The organism is uncultured Tateyamaria sp. (assembly GCF_947487805.1).
Lineage (GTDB): Bacteria > Pseudomonadota > Alphaproteobacteria > Rhodobacterales > Rhodobacteraceae > Tateyamaria.
On sequence record NZ_CANKXW010000001.1, the window covers coordinates 882,862 to 897,759 of the forward strand.

At 63.7% G+C, this 14,898-nt stretch carries 16 protein-coding genes; 6 read left to right on the forward strand and 10 right to left on the reverse strand.

Annotation, left to right across the window (positions count from 1 at the left end; translation table 11 throughout):
• Positions 1 to 85: 85 nt before the first annotated feature.
• The 3 genes from Q0949_RS04515 to Q0949_RS04525 are packed head-to-tail and all read left to right on the forward strand — an operon-like array spanning position 86 to position 2,903.
• Positions 86 to 757, forward strand: a complete 672-nt coding sequence (locus Q0949_RS04515; RefSeq protein WP_299369018.1) for a TRAP transporter small permease subunit — start codon at positions 86 to 88, stop codon at positions 755 to 757.
• Positions 757 to 2,112 carry a TRAP transporter large permease gene (locus Q0949_RS04520; RefSeq protein WP_299369020.1) on the forward strand — a complete coding sequence of 452 codons (1,356 nt, stop codon included), beginning with the start codon at positions 757 to 759 and terminating at the stop codon, positions 2,110 to 2,112. The genes Q0949_RS04515 and Q0949_RS04520 overlap by 1 nt, the downstream gene beginning before the upstream one ends.
• A gap of 11 nt (positions 2,113 to 2,123) precedes the next feature.
• Entirely contained in the window at positions 2,124 to 2,903 is a 780-nt protein-coding gene (locus Q0949_RS04525; RefSeq protein ID WP_299369022.1) for an IclR family transcriptional regulator, read from the forward strand.
• On the opposite strand, the gene Q0949_RS04530 is transcribed toward Q0949_RS04525, so the two are convergent.
• The 3 genes from Q0949_RS04530 to Q0949_RS04540 are packed head-to-tail and all read right to left on the reverse strand — an operon-like array spanning position 2,904 to position 5,658.
• A complete protein-coding gene (locus Q0949_RS04530) occupies positions 2,904 to 3,566 on the reverse strand; it encodes a GntR family transcriptional regulator (RefSeq protein ID WP_299369024.1) in 663 nt (220 codons plus the stop codon).
• Complete coding sequence (locus tag Q0949_RS04535) at positions 3,566 to 4,585, reverse strand: Gfo/Idh/MocA family oxidoreductase (RefSeq protein ID WP_299369025.1); 1,020 nt, start codon at positions 4,583 to 4,585, stop codon at positions 3,566 to 3,568. Before Q0949_RS04535 ends, Q0949_RS04530 begins: the two co-directional genes overlap by 1 nt.
• Entirely contained in the window at positions 4,582 to 5,658 is a 1,077-nt protein-coding gene (locus Q0949_RS04540) for an isocitrate/isopropylmalate family dehydrogenase (RefSeq protein ID WP_299369027.1), read from the reverse strand. Before Q0949_RS04540 ends, Q0949_RS04535 begins: the two co-directional genes overlap by 4 nt.
• 129 nt (positions 5,659 to 5,787) lie before the next feature.
• Here Q0949_RS04540 and Q0949_RS04545 point away from each other — a divergent pair, with 129 nt between their 5' ends.
• From Q0949_RS04545 to Q0949_RS04555, 3 genes are all read left to right on the forward strand, one after another.
• On the forward strand, positions 5,788 to 6,081 hold the full coding sequence (locus Q0949_RS04545) for a putative quinol monooxygenase (protein WP_299369029.1): 294 nt from the start codon (positions 5,788 to 5,790) through the stop codon (positions 6,079 to 6,081).
• Positions 6,078 to 6,881 (forward strand): N-acyl homoserine lactonase family protein, encoded by an 804-nt coding sequence (locus Q0949_RS04550; RefSeq protein WP_299369031.1) that lies wholly within the window; start codon positions 6,078 to 6,080, stop codon positions 6,879 to 6,881. Before Q0949_RS04545 ends, Q0949_RS04550 begins: the two co-directional genes overlap by 4 nt.
• A gap of 79 nt (positions 6,882 to 6,960) precedes the next feature.
• The gene (locus tag Q0949_RS04555; RefSeq protein ID WP_299369032.1) at positions 6,961 to 8,055 is read left to right on the forward strand and encodes a patatin-like phospholipase family protein; all 1,095 of its coding nucleotides are present in this window, start codon (positions 6,961 to 6,963) and stop codon (positions 8,053 to 8,055) included.
• Positions 8,056 to 8,061: 6 nt separating this feature from the next.
• Here the strand turns inward: Q0949_RS04555 and Q0949_RS04560 are convergent, their stop codons facing one another.
• The 7 genes from Q0949_RS04560 to Q0949_RS04590 all read right to left on the reverse strand — a co-directional run bounded on the left by Q0949_RS04560 (position 8,062) and on the right by Q0949_RS04590 (position 14,836).
• Positions 8,062 to 9,024, reverse strand: coding sequence for an oligopeptide/dipeptide ABC transporter ATP-binding protein (locus tag Q0949_RS04560; RefSeq protein WP_299369034.1), 963 nt, complete (start codon positions 9,022 to 9,024; stop codon positions 8,062 to 8,064).
• The gene (locus tag Q0949_RS04565) at positions 9,024 to 10,004 is read right to left on the reverse strand and encodes an ABC transporter ATP-binding protein (protein WP_299369036.1); all 981 of its coding nucleotides are present in this window, start codon (positions 10,002 to 10,004) and stop codon (positions 9,024 to 9,026) included. Before Q0949_RS04565 ends, Q0949_RS04560 begins: the two co-directional genes overlap by 1 nt.
• A complete protein-coding gene (locus Q0949_RS04570; protein ID WP_299141627.1) occupies positions 10,001 to 10,423 on the reverse strand; it encodes a hypothetical protein in 423 nt (140 codons plus the stop codon). The genes Q0949_RS04565 and Q0949_RS04570 overlap by 4 nt, the downstream gene beginning before the upstream one ends.
• Positions 10,423 to 11,364, reverse strand: coding sequence for an ABC transporter permease (locus tag Q0949_RS04575; RefSeq protein ID WP_299369038.1), 942 nt, complete (start codon positions 11,362 to 11,364; stop codon positions 10,423 to 10,425). The genes Q0949_RS04570 and Q0949_RS04575 overlap by 1 nt, the downstream gene beginning before the upstream one ends.
• 1 nt (position 11,365) lies before the next feature.
• A complete protein-coding gene (locus Q0949_RS04580; RefSeq protein ID WP_299141625.1) occupies positions 11,366 to 12,346 on the reverse strand; it encodes an ABC transporter permease in 981 nt (326 codons plus the stop codon).
• A gap of 77 nt (positions 12,347 to 12,423) precedes the next feature.
• Entirely contained in the window at positions 12,424 to 13,194 is a 771-nt protein-coding gene (locus Q0949_RS04585) for a class I SAM-dependent methyltransferase (protein ID WP_299369040.1), read from the reverse strand.
• A gap of 82 nt (positions 13,195 to 13,276) precedes the next feature.
• Positions 13,277 to 14,836 (reverse strand): ABC transporter substrate-binding protein, encoded by a 1,560-nt coding sequence (locus tag Q0949_RS04590; RefSeq protein ID WP_299369042.1) that lies wholly within the window; start codon positions 14,834 to 14,836, stop codon positions 13,277 to 13,279.
• Between the last annotated feature and the right edge of the window lie 62 nt (positions 14,837 to 14,898).

Genomic DNA, 14,898 nt, shown 5'->3' on the forward strand with positions numbered 1-14,898 from the left:
CCCGCAACAGGGGTCGGCTTTTTTGTCATCAGAACGCGAAAACGCGTCATATTTGACAAACAAGAATCATAGGGAGGGGCGCCAGATGTCAATCTGGGCGGATATGTCCACCATCGTCACAGCGACGGTGAGCGGAGACATCAACTTTAAAGTTGTTCAAGCATACAGATCGGATGCGGCGTGGCTGGTGTTCGGGCCGATCACCGTGATCGGCGCGATTTTCATTTATTACCTGTACAAGGTCGCCCCATGGCTGGACAAACATCTGGAGCGTACGATTGCGGTTACGGCCTATATCCTGATCGCCACGATCATCTTTGTCGGCGTGATCCAGCGTTTCGTGTTCTCCTCTCAGGTGCCGTGGTCGACAACGATCCCCCCGCTGATCTTTATGATCATGTCGTGGTACGGGTGTTCGTATAACGTCAAGCTGCGCACCCACCTCAGCTTTAGCGAATTCCGCTCCAAGATGAGCCACAAGGCCCAGTACTGGTGCCTGGTGATGGACAACGTCCTGTGGTTCATCTTCTGCATCATCTGCGTGACCACGATGTCGCGTATCACCGTCAACACCTATGACAACTTCGCCATCGTGCTGGGCACCGACGACATCATGCGTTGGTGGTTCATCGTGACCATGCCGATCTGTTTCGTGCTGATGGCCGGACGGGTTCTGAGCAATGCGATCATCGATCTGCGCAAGTTCCGCAACAATGAGACACTGATCGAACAAGCCGTGATCGGGGGAGACGCGTGATGACCGATGGAAGCTGGATTACACTGATATCACTGGCGGTGACCGTGCTGTTTATGCTGGGCACGCCCGTGTTGCTGGTCATCTTTTACTGGTCCGTGGGCTGTAGCCTCGTGATCGGCCTGACCCTGGATAACGCGGGCAACGAATTGCTGAACGTGTTCAAGGACGGCTTTGCCCTGCTGGCGATGCCGCTGTTCATTCTGACCGGGGACCTGATCAACAAGTCGGGGATTGCCAAACGCCTGTCCGATTTCGCCTATGCCTGCCTTGGCTGGTTGCGGGGCGGTCTGGCGATGGCGGCCATCGGGGCCTGCGGTCTCTTTGCCGCGATCTCGGGCTCGAACTCGGCCACGACGGCCACCATCGGGTCGATGCTGCACCCTGAAATGACCAAGGGCGGATACGACGAACGCTTTTCGGCGGCCACAGCGGCTGCGGGCGGTACGGTCGGGATCATCATCCCGCCGTCGATCATCTTTATCGTCTACGGCTTCCTGATGAACTTGCCGATTTCGGACCTGTTCATCGCGGGCATCATCCCCGGCTCGCTGATGGTTCTGGCGATGATGGCCATGTGCTTTGTCGTGTCGACCGTCAACAAGTGGGGTTTCCTGATCAAACTATCGCCGTTCCGGGTCTTCAAGACGGCTGTGGGCGCATGGTTGGGCTTCTTTGCCATCGGTCTGGTGCTTTGGGGCATCTACACCGGCAAGTTCTCTCCGACCGAAGCGGCGGGTGTGACCGTGGGCTTTGGGATCATCGTGGGCGTGATCAGCTATCCGCTGAACAAGCTGATGGGGACGGATCAGAACACGGCCGTGGATGAAAAACCCTTTGCCGCGATGGTTGTGGTCGAAGGGTTCCGCCTGCGCGATGTGCCGAATGTCGTCATGCGGTCGGCCCAGATTGCGGGCATTCTGACGCCCCTGATTGCCGTGTCCATCGTGATGCAGCAGGTGCTGGGTGCGCTGGGCGCGTCCGAGGTGATTGGTGATCTGTTGCGCAGCATGGGGGGCTACTTCCCCGTTCTGTTCACATCGATGGCCATCGTCTTTGTGGCGGGCATGATCCTGGAATCGCTGCCGGTGACGATCATCCTTGCGCCTATTCTTGCGCCGATTGCGGCGAGTGTGGGCATCGATCCGATCCACTTCTCGGTTGTGTTCCTCGTTGGGGCTTCCATTGGCTTCATCACGCCGCCATATGGTCTGAACCTTTACGTGGCGTCCGGGGTGACGGGTGTTCCATACTTCCGGCTGCTGCGGTATTCGACGATGTATCTTGCGTCACTCATTGCTGTTTGGGTACTCGTGGCGCTGACACCTAACCTGGCACTGATGTTGCTGCCCAACTAAGGCGAGAGGCTATGCCGGACGATCACCGCTCCCGTAAGGAACACCAGATCCCCACCAATCTGCGACTGCTGATGGTGATGGAGGAGGTGGCCAAGCGCGGGGTGGCGGTCAAGCCCACGGATCTGATCGATGCGCTGGGTCTGCCGAAACCAACCGTGCACAGGCTGTTGCAAACAGCCGAAGCCGAGGGGTTTTTGCAGCGTGATCTGGATGGCCGCAGCTATGGCCCGGGCCCGCGATTGCGGGCCCTTGCCGTGTCCACCATGTCGTCCGAACATCTGCGCACCGCGCGTCTGACCATCCTGCGCGGCGTGGCCGAAGAGATCGGCGAGACCTGCAACCTGGCCACACCGGACCGCGAGGGGATGACCTATCTTGACAGGGTGGAGACCGAGTGGCCGCTGCGCATCCAGTTGCCCATTGGCACGCAGGTGCCGTTCCACTGCACTGCGTCGGGCAAGATGTACCTGTCGACGCTAAGGCCGCATGTTCTGAATTCGATCCTGACGGCGCGGCCATTGGAGCAGCGCACCGAGGCAACGCTGACCGGGATTGACGCGATCCGCGAGGAGCTGGAGCTGACGCGCACGCGCGGGTATTCGACGGATAACGAGGAATTCATGTCCGGCATGACCGCCGTAGCCGTGCCGATCTGGGACGGAAACGGCAAGTTGCTGGCGACCCTGTCGGCCCACGCGCCGATGCAGCGGCGCTCACTTGCGCAGCTCAAGGACTATTTGCCGGCGCTGCGCCGCGGTGCGGATGATCTGACGGCCCTGCACCGGGGCTGATCAGAGCCCGTGGAACTGGTGCTTTTCCAGCAGTGCGACCAGCATGTCCCGCGCGGCGCGCCGGTGCGAGTGGTGCGTGTCATGTGCGGTGGCCGCGTCGCCGTCCGCGATGGCCCGAAACACCGCGCGGTGGTCGGCGTTCGATTGCGAGGGGCGGGGCCTGATAAAGAGGGTCGTCGCCCGCGCGCGGCGCACCTGGTCACGCATGACGGAGACGATCATGCTCAGCCGGGCATTGCGGCCCAGCCGTACCAGTTCGCGGTGAAACCTGTCGTCGGCGTCGGCCCAGGCGCGCAGATCGTCCGCGCCCAGTGCTGTGTCCATGTCGGCAATGGCTGCCGCCAGCGTTTCAAGATCGGTGGCGGAGTATCCTGCCTGTGCGGCGCGTTTCGCGGCCAAGCTCTCGAGCTCGGTCAGGATGTCGTAGATGTCGGCCATGTCCTGCGCCGAGACGGGGCTTATCCGGATACCGCGCCGGGGCCGCATCTCGACCAGCCCCTGTGCCTGTAGCATCAGGGCAGCCTCGCGGATGGGCGTGCGGGACATGCCCAGTTTTTCCGCCAGTTCGGTTTCGAGGTGGTCCGAGCCGGGTGTCAGTTCGCCGGTAAAGATCATCTGGCGCAGGGCTGATACGGCCCGGTCCACATTTGTCATGGCACCCATCACCCGTCCTCCAGCGCCAGCTTTTGCCCCGTCTCGGCAGAGGCATAGATGGCGTCCTTGATCTCGATCACCCGCAGATAGTCGCGGGCGGTGTTCTCGACCCCGCCGCGCCCTTCAACCGCGTCAATAACGTGCTCTTGCAGGGCGTGCACGCAGTCGCCGCCAAATCCCTGCCACCTGTCGGGGCCGCGCAGCGTCTCTGCCTCGGTCGCGCCAAAGCGGCGCAGGGCGACTGATCCGTCGCCCGACAGCGTGATCACGCCCTCGGTCCCTTCGATCTGTGCCTCGCCCATGGTGCGGCGCAGGTTGTCGGCCACGTGGTCGAGGTGCCTGTTGCCGTCAAAAAGCGCGCGCACGCCGCTGGCGTGGTCAAAGAGGACGTGGCCCGCATCCTCGCCCGAAATCACCGGGTTGATGCGGCGCAGATCGGCATAGACATGGGTAGCGGGGCCAAAGAGGTACTGGAACGTGTCCACCCAGTGCACCGCCGTTTCGTGGATGAGAAAGCGGGGCATTTGCTGGAAATAGGGTTGGCGGTCGAGATAGGCGTCGGGCCCCTGGCCGTCGCCGGGCCGCAGGCGGAAGGTCGCGTTGAGCACCGTGCCGATGCGGCGTGCGTCCAGCGCGGCCTTGATTGTGCGGTACCATGGCTGGAACCGGAAGTTTTCGTGCACCACGATGGTGGCGCCCGCAGCCTCGGCTTCGGCCACTATGGCGCGGGCCTCGGCCAGGTCGGTGCAGAACGGTTTCTGGCAGATGATCCAGCGGACGCCTGCGGTCAGGGCCGTGCGGATGGCTGCCGCATGGGCGGGGGGCGGCAGGATGATGTCCAGAAGGTCGGGCGTGGTCTGGGCCAGCATCCCGGGCAGGTTGTCAAAGGCGGGCAGGCCGGTGGCTTGCGCGCGGGCCAGATCGTGATCGCAGGCGGCCACGACCTCTGCGTACGGTATGCGGGCCCACGCGCCATAGTGGAACTGGCTGAAATAGCCCGCGCCCAGACAGGCGACGCGCACGGTCATGCCAGCGCGTCCTTGACGGCCGTGGCGACCTGCACCGTGCCTGCGGTGCCGCCCAGATCGCGGCTGCGGGTGGTGCCGGCGGCGATGACCGTGTCCACCGCGTCGCGCAGGCGCGCGCCGTCGGCGGCCATGTCGGGCCGGTCGTGCCGCCCGCCCAGCCATTCGAGCATCATGGCCGCCGACAGGATCATCGCCATCGGGTTGGCCACGCCCTGGCCCGCGATGTCGGGGGCCGAGCCATGGCAGGGTTGGAACACCGCGTGGTCGTGCCCGATATCTGCCGAAGGTGCGAGGCCCAAGCCCCCCATCAGCCCGGCGCCCAGATCCGACAGGATGTCGCCGAACATGTTTTCGGTGACCATCACGTCAAAGGACCACGGCCGTTCCACCATCCACAGCGCGGTGGCATCGACATAGGCGTGATCGGCGGTGATGTCGGGGTGTTTGGCGGCCTCGGCGTCGAACATCTCGCGGAAAAAGGCGAAGGCGCGAAACACGTTGGCCTTGTCCACGCAGGTGACCTTGCCCGGACCCCGCCCAGCGGCCTTGCGCGATTTGGCAAGGTCAAAGGCGAATTTGAACAGTGGCTCGGAAATGGCGCGGGTGATCAGCAGCGTTTCGCGCGCCTCGTCCGCCGTGACCTCGCCGCGGCCCTGGGTGTGGAACAGCCCCTCGGTGCTTTCGCGGATCAGGACGAAATCGATGGGCTCGTCGGTGGCCAGTGGCGTCGGCTGACCGGGCCGGATGGTGACGGGGCGCACCCCGGCAAAGAGCGTCAGCGCCTTGCGCAGGTCGATCTGGGGCGAGATCTCGGTCCCGTCGGGATAGCGTACGTCCGGCAGGCCCATGGCCGACAGCAGGATCGCATCCGCCCGGCGGGCGGTGTCCATGGACGCCTTTGGAAAGCTTTCACCCGTGCGCGCATAGTGCGCCGCCCCCGCAGGCGCATCGACAAAGCGCAGGTCATAGTCGCTCGGCCCGGCCAGCGTTTGCAAAATGTCGACCGTTGGGGCCATGATCTCGGGGCCGATCCCGTCGCCATCGAACACTGCGATTTCAAATGTGGTTTTCATGGGCGCGGCTCCGTTCTTGGCCTTGGAAAAGGAAAGCTCTCGCCATCCGGTATGCGATAACGTATACATTAAAGAATGCACATGTAAATTCCCAAACGCGCTTACGCGCCCAAAGAAAGACACCGCACCATGCCTTATGCCGTCACGGTCACCTTTGATATCAAACCGGGCAAGCTTGACGATTTCATGCCCCACATTCTGGCCAATGCGCGTGCCTCGCTGGCCAATGAACCGGGGTGCCAGCAGTTTGACGTCTGCACTGACCCCGCGTTGCCTGACACTGTGTTCCTGTACGAACTTTATGATGATCTGGCGGCATTCGAGGCGCACCAAACCATGCCGCATTACATCGCCACGGGGCCGCGCATTGCCGATCTGGTGGCCGACAAGACCCTGCGCACCTTTGAGCGGGTCGACAGATGAGCAGCGACGCCTGGGAGGTCTATGCGATCAAATACGCGGACCGGAACGCGCGGACGCGCGCCGACAGTTTCATCTTTGACGACAACCACGACGCGCCCCATGCGATGGATTATTTCATGTGGCTGATCCGCGGGCAGGGGCGGGTGATTCTGGTCGACACCGGCTATGATGCAGATGAGGCCGCGGCGCGGGATCGGCCCATCCGGCTTGACCCGGCGGAGGCGTTGCGCCCCTTTGGGCTGGCGCCCGAAGACGTGACCGAGATCATCGTGACCCACCTGCACTACGATCACGCGGGCGGGCTGCACCTGTTTCCCAACGCGCAGCTGCATTTGCAGGCAGCCGAGATGGCCTATGCCACGGGGCCGTGCATGTGCCATGACACGCTGCGGATGCCATTCACGGCAGGCCATGTCTGCGAGGCGATCAAGCGGCTCTATTCCGGCAAGGTCACGTTTCACCAGGGCGCAGCAGAGATTGCCGAAGGCGTGACGGTGCACTGCATTGGCGGCCATTCGCGCGGGTTGCAGGCGGTGCGGGTGCGCACGTTGGCGGGGTGGATGGTGCTGGCCTCGGATGCCGCGCATTTCTACGAGAATTTTGCCGCGCAAAAGCCATTTCCGATCGTGGTCGACTTGCAGGACATGCTGGACGGGTTTGCCACGCTGCGCCGATTGGCGAGCAGCCCGCAACTGATCGTGCCGGGGCATGACCCGTTGGTGCGCGCGCATTTCGACACGGTGCTGGCACCGCATATACATCGGCTGGATGTGGGCCCTGCGTCGATCATCCCGATGTAGCCATTGCTGCGGTGCCGCATCGCGCGTAGCCTGTGGCGGCCGGGCCATCACGGTCCGGCCCGCGCAGGGAGATCAGCACATGTCCAAGGCAGAGGGCCGCGCCAAGCGGCACGAGAAGTCGGTGAACCTTGCGCTTCAGGGTGGCGGGTCACATGGCGCGTTCACCTGGGGTGTGCTGGACCGGATGTTCGAGGAAGACCGGCTGTGGATCGAGGGGATCAGCGGCACGTCCGCCGGGGCCATGAACGCGGTGGTCGCGACCCAAGGCATGTACGATGCCGGGGCGCAGGGCGCGCGGCAGGCGCTGGAGGATTTCTGGCGCGCGGTCAGTGTCGCGGGGCAGGCCAGCCCGATCCAGCGCACACCGTTTGAAAAGATGATGGGATCGTGGTCGCTCGACCTTAATCCCGGTTATGCGATGATGGACATGATGAGCCGCATGGCGTCGCCCTATGATCTGAACCCGCTTGGCCTGAACCCGCTGCGCGATGTGGTGGAAGGGTTCATCGATTTCGACAAGGTCGCCAATTGCGCCGATATGGGCCTGTTCATTTCGGCCACCAATGTGGAGACGGGCCGCGCGCGGGTATTCCACCGCGAGGAGGTGAGCCTTGATGTGGTGATGGCCTCGGCCTGTTTGCCGTCGATGTTCAAGGCGGTCGAGATCGACGGCGTGCCCTATTGGGACGGCGGGTTCATGGGCAACCCGGTGCTGTTTCCTTTCATCGACCATTCGCCGTCGCCGGATATCGTGATCGTGCAGATCAACCCCCTGCGGCGGCCCGGCACCCCACGGCGGGCGCGCGACATCCAGAACCGCGTGAACGAGATCACGTTCAATGCCTCGCTTTTGCGGGATCTGCGGACGATCGATCTGATCCACCCGCTGATCGAAGATGGCGCTCTGTCGGACCAGCAGTACCGGCGGATGCACATGCACCTGATCGACGGGTGCGACGACATGCTGGCGCTGGATGCGTCGTCCAAGCTGAATTCCGAATGGGCGTTTCTGGTGCACCTGCGCGATCTGGGCCGGTCCCATGCGGATCGCTGGCTGGCGGCGCATTTCGACAGTATCGAGCGGGAAAGCACGCTGGATCTGCGGGCGCTGTTTGATGATTTCGGGGCACCTCACGGGGCCAATGCCATCGGTTTGCCCGCCTACGAGGTATAGGCGCGGTCAGTCGACCATGTGGCAGGCCACGCGGGCATTGCCGACGGTGCGCAGCTCGGGCCGTTTGGTGCGGCAGATGTCCTGCGCCAGCGGGCAGCGCGGGTTGTAGGCGCAGCCGGGCGGCGGGTTGATCGGGTCGGGGATTTCGCCGGTGGGCGGTGCGATTTCGCGCCCGAACCCGTCGAGTTTCGGCGCCGCGGCCAGCAGCATCTGCGTATAGGGGTGTTTGGGCGCATCAAAGAGCGTGTCGGGGTCCGCCTCTTCGACCAAGCGGCCCAAGTACAATACGCCGATACGGTCGGCCATGTGCTGCACCACGGTCAGGTCGTGGCTGATGAAGAGGTATGTGAGGCCAAATTCGTCCTTGAGGTCGCTCATCAGGTTGAGCACCTGCGCCTGCACGCTGACGTCGAGCGCGCTGGTGGGTTCGTCGCAGACGATCAGCTTGGGTTCCGAGGCCAGCGCGCGGGCGATGCAGATCCTTTGGCGTTGGCCGCCGGAGAATTCGTGCGGGAACTTGCCTGCGTCGCGGGCGGCGAGGCCCACCTGTTCCAGCAGCTTTTCGGCCAGCCCCTTGGTGTCATCGCCGCGCGCGGCCACAGGTTCGGCGATGATATCGCGCACCCGCCAGCGCGGGTTGAGCGAGGCGTAGGGGTCCTGAAAGATCATCTGGATATCCGAGCGGATGCTGTCGATCTTGGCCGCGTCGGTTTCGCGGGCAAGGTCGATGTCGCGGATTTCCACGGCCCCTTCGGAGGGGGGAAGCAGGCCCACCAGCATCTTGCCGATGGTCGATTTGCCCGACCCGGATTCGCCGACGAGGGCATAAACGGTCTTTTCCTCGATCTCGAACGACACGTCCGACACAGCGGTCAGCAGCGCCTTGGGGCGGCGTTCGATGACCCGGTTCAGCCAGGGTTTGGAGACGTCGAAGATGCGGGTGAGGTTGCGGATATTGACGAGGGGCATCAGGCGACGGCCTCGCGCGTGATAGGGTGGAAACAGGCGGCGCGCCCTGCGCCATCGGCGATCCGTGGGCCGGGGTCTTGCGTGCAGTCGTCCTGCGCACGTGGGCAGCGGGGGTGAAAGGCGCAGCCCGTGGGCAGCGCGTCCAGCCGCGGCATCGCGCCGGGGATCTGGTGCAGCCGGTCCTTGCCGCGCGAGGCCAGCGGGGTCGAGCCCATCAGCCCGTCGGTATAGGGGTGTACGGGGGCGGCCAGCACCTCGCGCACGGGGCCAAGTTCGGCCAGTTGGCCTGCATACATGACGGCTACGCGGTCGGCGGCCTCGGCGATCACGCCCATGTCGTGGGTGATCAGCATGACGGCGGTGCCGCGTTCGCGGCAGAGTTTTTTCAGCAGGGCGATGATTTGCGCCTGCACGGACACGTCGAGCGCGGTGGTCGGCTCATCCGCGATGATGAGGCTGGGTTCGGCGCACAGAGCGAGCGCAATCACCACGCGCTGCCGCATCCCGCCGGAGAACTCGTGCGGGTAGCTGTCGACGCGCTGGGCGGCACCGGGGATGCCGACCTCTTCGAGTGCTGCGATGGCGCGTTTGCGCGCGTCCTGGGCCGAGATGTCGAGGTGGGCGAGCATGGTTTCGGTCAACTGGTCGCCGATCTTTAAGAGCGGGTTGAGCGAGGTCAGAGGGTCCTGAAAGACCATGCCGATGTCCTTGCCCCTCAGCCTGCGCATGGCGTCGCCCTTGAGGTGGTCGATGCGGGTGCCGTTGAGGTGGATTTCCCCGGAGGCGATATGGGCGGGCGGATTGAGCAGGCCGATCACCGCATTGCCCGCCATGGACTTGCCCGCCCCGGATTCGCCCACCACGCCCAGGATTTCACCGGGCGCGATATCGTAGGACACACCATTGACGGGCCGCAGCACGCCGTGGCGGGTGGGGATGTCGACGGTGAGGTCGCGGATGGAGAGGGTGGGGGTGGTCATAGGCACGGGTTCCAAAGAGGCTTGCGGTCCACCGAGAGAATCTCGTCTATCTCGGCGCGATAGGACATCGGGTCGCTTTCGATGTCTTCGACCATGCGCAACCAGCCTTCAGTTTCGAGTGTCTGGCAACTGGTGCCCTGCAAGTCGGTTTGCTGCGCCTCGAACGCCGCCAAGGATGCTTTTGTCTCGCTTGTGTTGCGCCGAACAAACGCGCGATGCTTGGCCAAGCTGTCCGCCAGCGATGCCTTGGCTGTGGCGTGGTCGGGTAGGCAGGTCTCTTGGACTTTGCCAAGCATGGCTGTGATGACATAGGTGCACCAAACAGCGCCACGCGGATCCCATTCGGGGATGGGTTGCTGCGCAGCAAGTGCAGACGGGTGAACCAGTGTTGCGATCAGCAATAGTGCCTTGGGTCTCATCACCGCAACCTCGGGTTCAACGCGTCGCGCAGCCAGTCGCCCAGCAGGTTGACGCTGAGCGCGAGGGCCAGCAGCGTCACGGCGGGGAACAGGAGGATCCACCATTCGCCGGAGAACAGGAACCCTTGGCCGATGCGGATCAGGGTGCCCAGCGAGGGTTGTGTGGGGGGCGCGCCGACGCCGAGGAAGCTGAGTGTGGCTTCGGCGATGATGGCGAGGGCCAGTGAGATGGTGGCGATCACCAGCACTGGCGACAGCACGTTGGGCAGGATGTGGCGCACCATGATGGCAGGCCCCGTGCGGCCAATCAGTTTGGCGGCGGCCACGTATTCCTTGTTCTTTTCCACCAGTGTCGCGCCGCGCACGACGCGGGCGAACTGGACCCAGTCCGACAGGCCAATGGCGATGATCAGCACCCAGATCGCCATTTGGTCGCGGTATTCCACCGGGGTCACGCCCTTGGCCACGCCAAAGATCAGCATCGCCACGAGGATCGAGGGGAAGGTCAGCTGCACATCGGCGATGCGCATGATGATCGTTTCGGTCCAGCCACCCACATAGCCTGCCAGCAGGCCCAGCGTGATGCCCAGCACCATCGCAAAGGCCACGGCCGCCGCCCCCACAAAGAGCGAAATCCGCATCCCGTAGAGGATGGTGGAGAACACGTCGCGCCCCTGGTCATCGGTGCCGAGCCAGAAGCTGTCGCCGGTGAAGGCATTGGGCGTCATGGGCCGCGAGAACCCGTTCATCAGGTTCAGCGAGGCCGGATCAAACGGGTTGTAGGGTGCGATCAGTGGGGCAAAGACGGCCCCCAGCACGAGGATCAGCGTTATGGCAAAGCTGACCACCGCGACGGGCGAGCGTTTGAACTGGTAGACAAAGTCCGATTGCAGCGCGAGCGACAGGCGGGACGGGTCCTTGGGCGGGGTGATGTCGGTCATCTTAGTGGCCCCCGGTCCGGTCCACGCGCAGGCGCGGGTCGATGGCGAAATAGAGCAGGTCAACGATCAGGTTGATGCCGACGAACATGACCGAGATCAGCATGAGGTAAGCTGCCATGACGGGGATATCGACAAACTGGATCGCGTTGATGAACAGAAGGCCCACGCCGGGCCACTGAAACACCGTTTCGGTGATGATCGCAAAGGCGATGATCGAGCCCAGTTGCAGGCCCGTCACGGTGATCACCGGCACCAGCGTGTTTTTCAGCGCATGGCGGAAGTTGACCGCCCGTTCGCGCAGGCCGCGGGCGCGGGCAAAGCGGATATAGTCCTGACGCAGCACTTCGAGCATTTCGGACCGGACAAGGCGCATGATCAGCGTCATCTGGTAGAGGCCGAGCGTGATGGAGGGCAGGATCAGGGCCTTGAGCCCCGAGGCGGTCAGAAATCCGGTGGACCAGGCCCCTATGTCGACGGTCTCACCCCGTCCGAAACTGGGCAGCCAGCCCAGTTCGACCGAGAACAGGTAGATGAGCAATATCCCGATCAGGAAGGTGGGCAGGGACACCCCTATGAGGGAGGCTGACATGATGACATTTGCGCCGATTCCGTTGCGCCGGATGGCGGTGAACACGCCCAGCCCGATGCCGATGGAAATGGCGAGAAAACCGCTGACCGCGGCGAGTTCCAGCGTGGCGGGCGCGCGTTCGATCAGGATGTCGGAGACGGGGCGGCCCTGGCGGTAGCTGACGCCGAAATTGCCCTGCACCGCGCCTTCGAGGAATTTGTAGTACTGCACGACAAAGGGTTGATCGAGACCCAACACCACGCGCAGGCGTTCGATGTCGGCCTGGGTGCGTTCCTGTCCCAGCATGTTGTCGATGGGATCGCCGACAAAGCGGAACATGGAAAAGGCGACAAGGCCCACGACCAGCAGAACCAGGGCGGATTGCGCAACACGTTGGATGACATAGGCGAGCATTTGCCCAGCAGATAACGCGCGGGCAGTGGGGTCAAGCGGAAAGCGGCGCGTGTTGTGCCCCAATGCGGGCGCTGCCGTTATTCTGGCTTTTGCAGGTGCCAGACATGTTCGACCGGGTACTCTTTGGCCCAGTCGGCGGGAATGGCCGCGCGGGTGCCACCCGCATGTTCCGGCGCATAGAGTTCCTGATACCTTGTGACCGCAAATCCGATCTCGGCAAAGAGGTCCATCCAGCCGGATGTGGTCAGGTTGAAGCACACGCCTGTGGGTTCAAACTCTACCTCGGTCCAGTCGGCGCCCCACATGTTGCGATAGGGGCGGTGCAGTGCGTTGTCAGCTGGCGATCCGTCGAGCGGTGCGCAGATCAGCGACAGGGGGTGATTGCCTAGAAACTCCAGCCGCCCACCGGGGCGCAGCAGGCGCCATGCCTCGCGCAGCCATGTGTCGGGCGGGCACCAGATGGACGCGCCGTATTCCGAGATGGCAAAGTCAAAGCTGGCGTCCGGCAGGCCGGTGGCTTCGGCGTTGCCATGGATGAACGTAATTGGGGCGTCGTGATCGGTGGCGAGTTTTCGTGCGGTTGCCAGTTGCTCGGCCGAGATGTCGATGGCTGTTACCCGCGCGCCGCGTTTGTGCATCCACCACGACACGTAGCCCGTGCCGCAGCCCAATTCGACGGCGTCCATCCCCTGCATGTCTGCGGGCAGCATGGCGACGGTGGTTTCGGAGTTGCCCCAGGTGCCCCACTCGGGCGTCTCAAGGCCCCACAGGCGGTGGGCGACGCCGACCCAATTGGGGGCGTCCTCGTTCCAGATGTCTGTGTTGATCGAAAGGTAGTTGCGTTCCATGGCCGTGAAATCCCGCGCTGCGTTTGCGGCAGTCTAGCATGGAACGCGGTCCGTGGGCCGTCTTTCAGGCCCACGGTGTTGATCAGTTCACGGTGACCCAGCGCAGGATAAAGAAGTTGTCCGGGCGTTGGGTCAGGTCCACGTTGGATTTCGCGCCCCAGACCAGCGGTTGGACATACATCGGCACATAGGCCACTTCGTCCTGCAGGATGCCTGTGACTTCATCCAGCATCGCCTGGCGTTTGCTGTCGTCGATCTCGGATTGGATCATGGGCAGCAATTCATCCACACGGGCGTTGGAGAACCCGCCAAAGTTCCACGAGCCCAGCTTTTTCTCGGCATTGGGGGTGGAAGCGAGGAAGCGAATAGGGTGTTCAGCGTCGAAGGTGCCCGGCGACCAGCCCAGCAGGTACATGTCGTAGTTGTCGGCGCGCAGTTCGGGCCAGTAGTTCTGGACCGGCATCGCGTCGAGCACGGCAGTGATGCCCACCTGCGCCAGCATGCCGGTGACCGCCTGACAGACGGCTTCGTCGTTCAGGTAGCGGTCGTTGGGGCATTTGAGACCGAACGAGAACCCGTCGGCATAGCCTGCCTCGGCCAGCAGGGCCTTGGCCGCGTCGGGGTCATAGGCCGGGCGGTCGGACAGAGCGGCGGAGTAGCCGCGCATCGCAGGGCTGACCAATTGGCTGGCGGGTTCGGCATTGCCGCGCATGATGGTTTGCAGGATCGCGGGCACATTCACCGCCTGCGCCACGGCGCGGCGCACGCGGGCGTCGGCAAAGGGGTTGGCGTCGGTGGTCTCGGCCGAATATTTCAGCGCGTCCGCTTCGTGTGGGAAGCCAAGCATGATCACGCGCGCCTCGATGCCCTGGATCACCTTGACCGCGTCATTGCCGGCCAGACGCGCCGCGTCCTGGATCGGCACGGGGTTGATCAGGTCAACGTCACCGGACAGCAGGGCGGCCACGGCGGTCGCCGGGTTCTGGATCGGGGTCAGTTCGGCGCGGGTGATGTTGTGAGTCGCCTCACCCCACCAGCCCGCATGGGGTTCCAGCACGGTGCGCAGGCCCGGTTCGCGCGCGGTGACCATGAACGCGCCGGTGCCGTTGGTGTTCAGCGTGGCGTAGTTGCCGTTTTCCTTGTCGGGCAGGGCGGTGCCGTTGGCCTCGGCCCAGCCGCTGTCCATCATCATCCAGTTGGCGATGCTGTCGGGAAAGATCGGGTTGGGCGCGGATGTCATGATGTCGACGGTGTAGTCGTCGACCTTGACCACCTCGGAGACGGGCGCGAACCAGCTGCGGGTGTCCGACGCCTCGTCGCTGGCGCGTTGGTAGGAGAACACCACGTCATCGGCGTTGAAGGCCTCGCCGCCATGGAACGTCACGCCCTGGCGCAGCGTGAACCGCCAACCTTCGCCGTCGCCGATGGGTTCCCAACCCGTGGCCAGCGCAGGCTCGATCGCCATGTCCTTGCCGCGGCGCACGAGGCCTTCGTAGACGTTGTTGAGAAAGCCCAGAACCGGAGCGGAGTTTACCGCGTGCGGGTCCATGGTCTGGGGATCGGTGGTTTCGGCCCAGCGGAATTCTTCGGCAAAGGCAGGGGCGGCCAGAACGGTGCTGGCCAACAAAAAGGCGCGTATCATCTGTGCGGTCCTTGGGTTGGTGTCGGTATGGTAGAACTGTAGGATAGACCGCCCGGCGCGCA

Coding starts and splice junctions, on each gene's coding strand:
- Q0949_RS04515 (WP_299369018.1), top strand. CDS start 86: ATGTCAATCTGGGCGGATATGTCCACCATCGTCACAGCGACGGTGAGC.
- Q0949_RS04520 (WP_299369020.1), top strand. CDS start 757: ATGACCGATGGAAGCTGGATTACACTGATATCACTGGCGGTGACCGTG.
- Q0949_RS04525 (WP_299369022.1), top strand. CDS start 2,124: ATGCCGGACGATCACCGCTCCCGTAAGGAACACCAGATCCCCACCAAT.
- Q0949_RS04530 (WP_299369024.1), bottom strand. CDS start 3,566: ATGGGTGCCATGACAAATGTGGACCGGGCCGTATCAGCCCTGCGCCAG.
- Q0949_RS04535 (WP_299369025.1), bottom strand. CDS start 4,585: ATGACCGTGCGCGTCGCCTGTCTGGGCGCGGGCTATTTCAGCCAGTTC.
- Q0949_RS04540 (WP_299369027.1), bottom strand. CDS start 5,658: ATGAAAACCACATTTGAAATCGCAGTGTTCGATGGCGACGGGATCGGC.
- Q0949_RS04545 (WP_299369029.1), top strand. CDS start 5,788: ATGCCTTATGCCGTCACGGTCACCTTTGATATCAAACCGGGCAAGCTT.
- Q0949_RS04550 (WP_299369031.1), top strand. CDS start 6,078: ATGAGCAGCGACGCCTGGGAGGTCTATGCGATCAAATACGCGGACCGG.
- Q0949_RS04555 (WP_299369032.1), top strand. CDS start 6,961: ATGTCCAAGGCAGAGGGCCGCGCCAAGCGGCACGAGAAGTCGGTGAAC.
- Q0949_RS04560 (WP_299369034.1), bottom strand. CDS start 9,024: ATGCCCCTCGTCAATATCCGCAACCTCACCCGCATCTTCGACGTCTCC.
- Q0949_RS04565 (WP_299369036.1), bottom strand. CDS start 10,004: ATGACCACCCCCACCCTCTCCATCCGCGACCTCACCGTCGACATCCCC.
- Q0949_RS04570 (WP_299141627.1), bottom strand. CDS start 10,423: ATGAGACCCAAGGCACTATTGCTGATCGCAACACTGGTTCACCCGTCT.
- Q0949_RS04575 (WP_299369038.1), bottom strand. CDS start 11,364: ATGACCGACATCACCCCGCCCAAGGACCCGTCCCGCCTGTCGCTCGCG.
- Q0949_RS04580 (WP_299141625.1), bottom strand. CDS start 12,346: ATGCTCGCCTATGTCATCCAACGTGTTGCGCAATCCGCCCTGGTTCTG.
- Q0949_RS04585 (WP_299369040.1), bottom strand. CDS start 13,194: ATGGAACGCAACTACCTTTCGATCAACACAGACATCTGGAACGAGGAC.
- Q0949_RS04590 (WP_299369042.1), bottom strand. CDS start 14,836: ATGATACGCGCCTTTTTGTTGGCCAGCACCGTTCTGGCCGCCCCTGCC.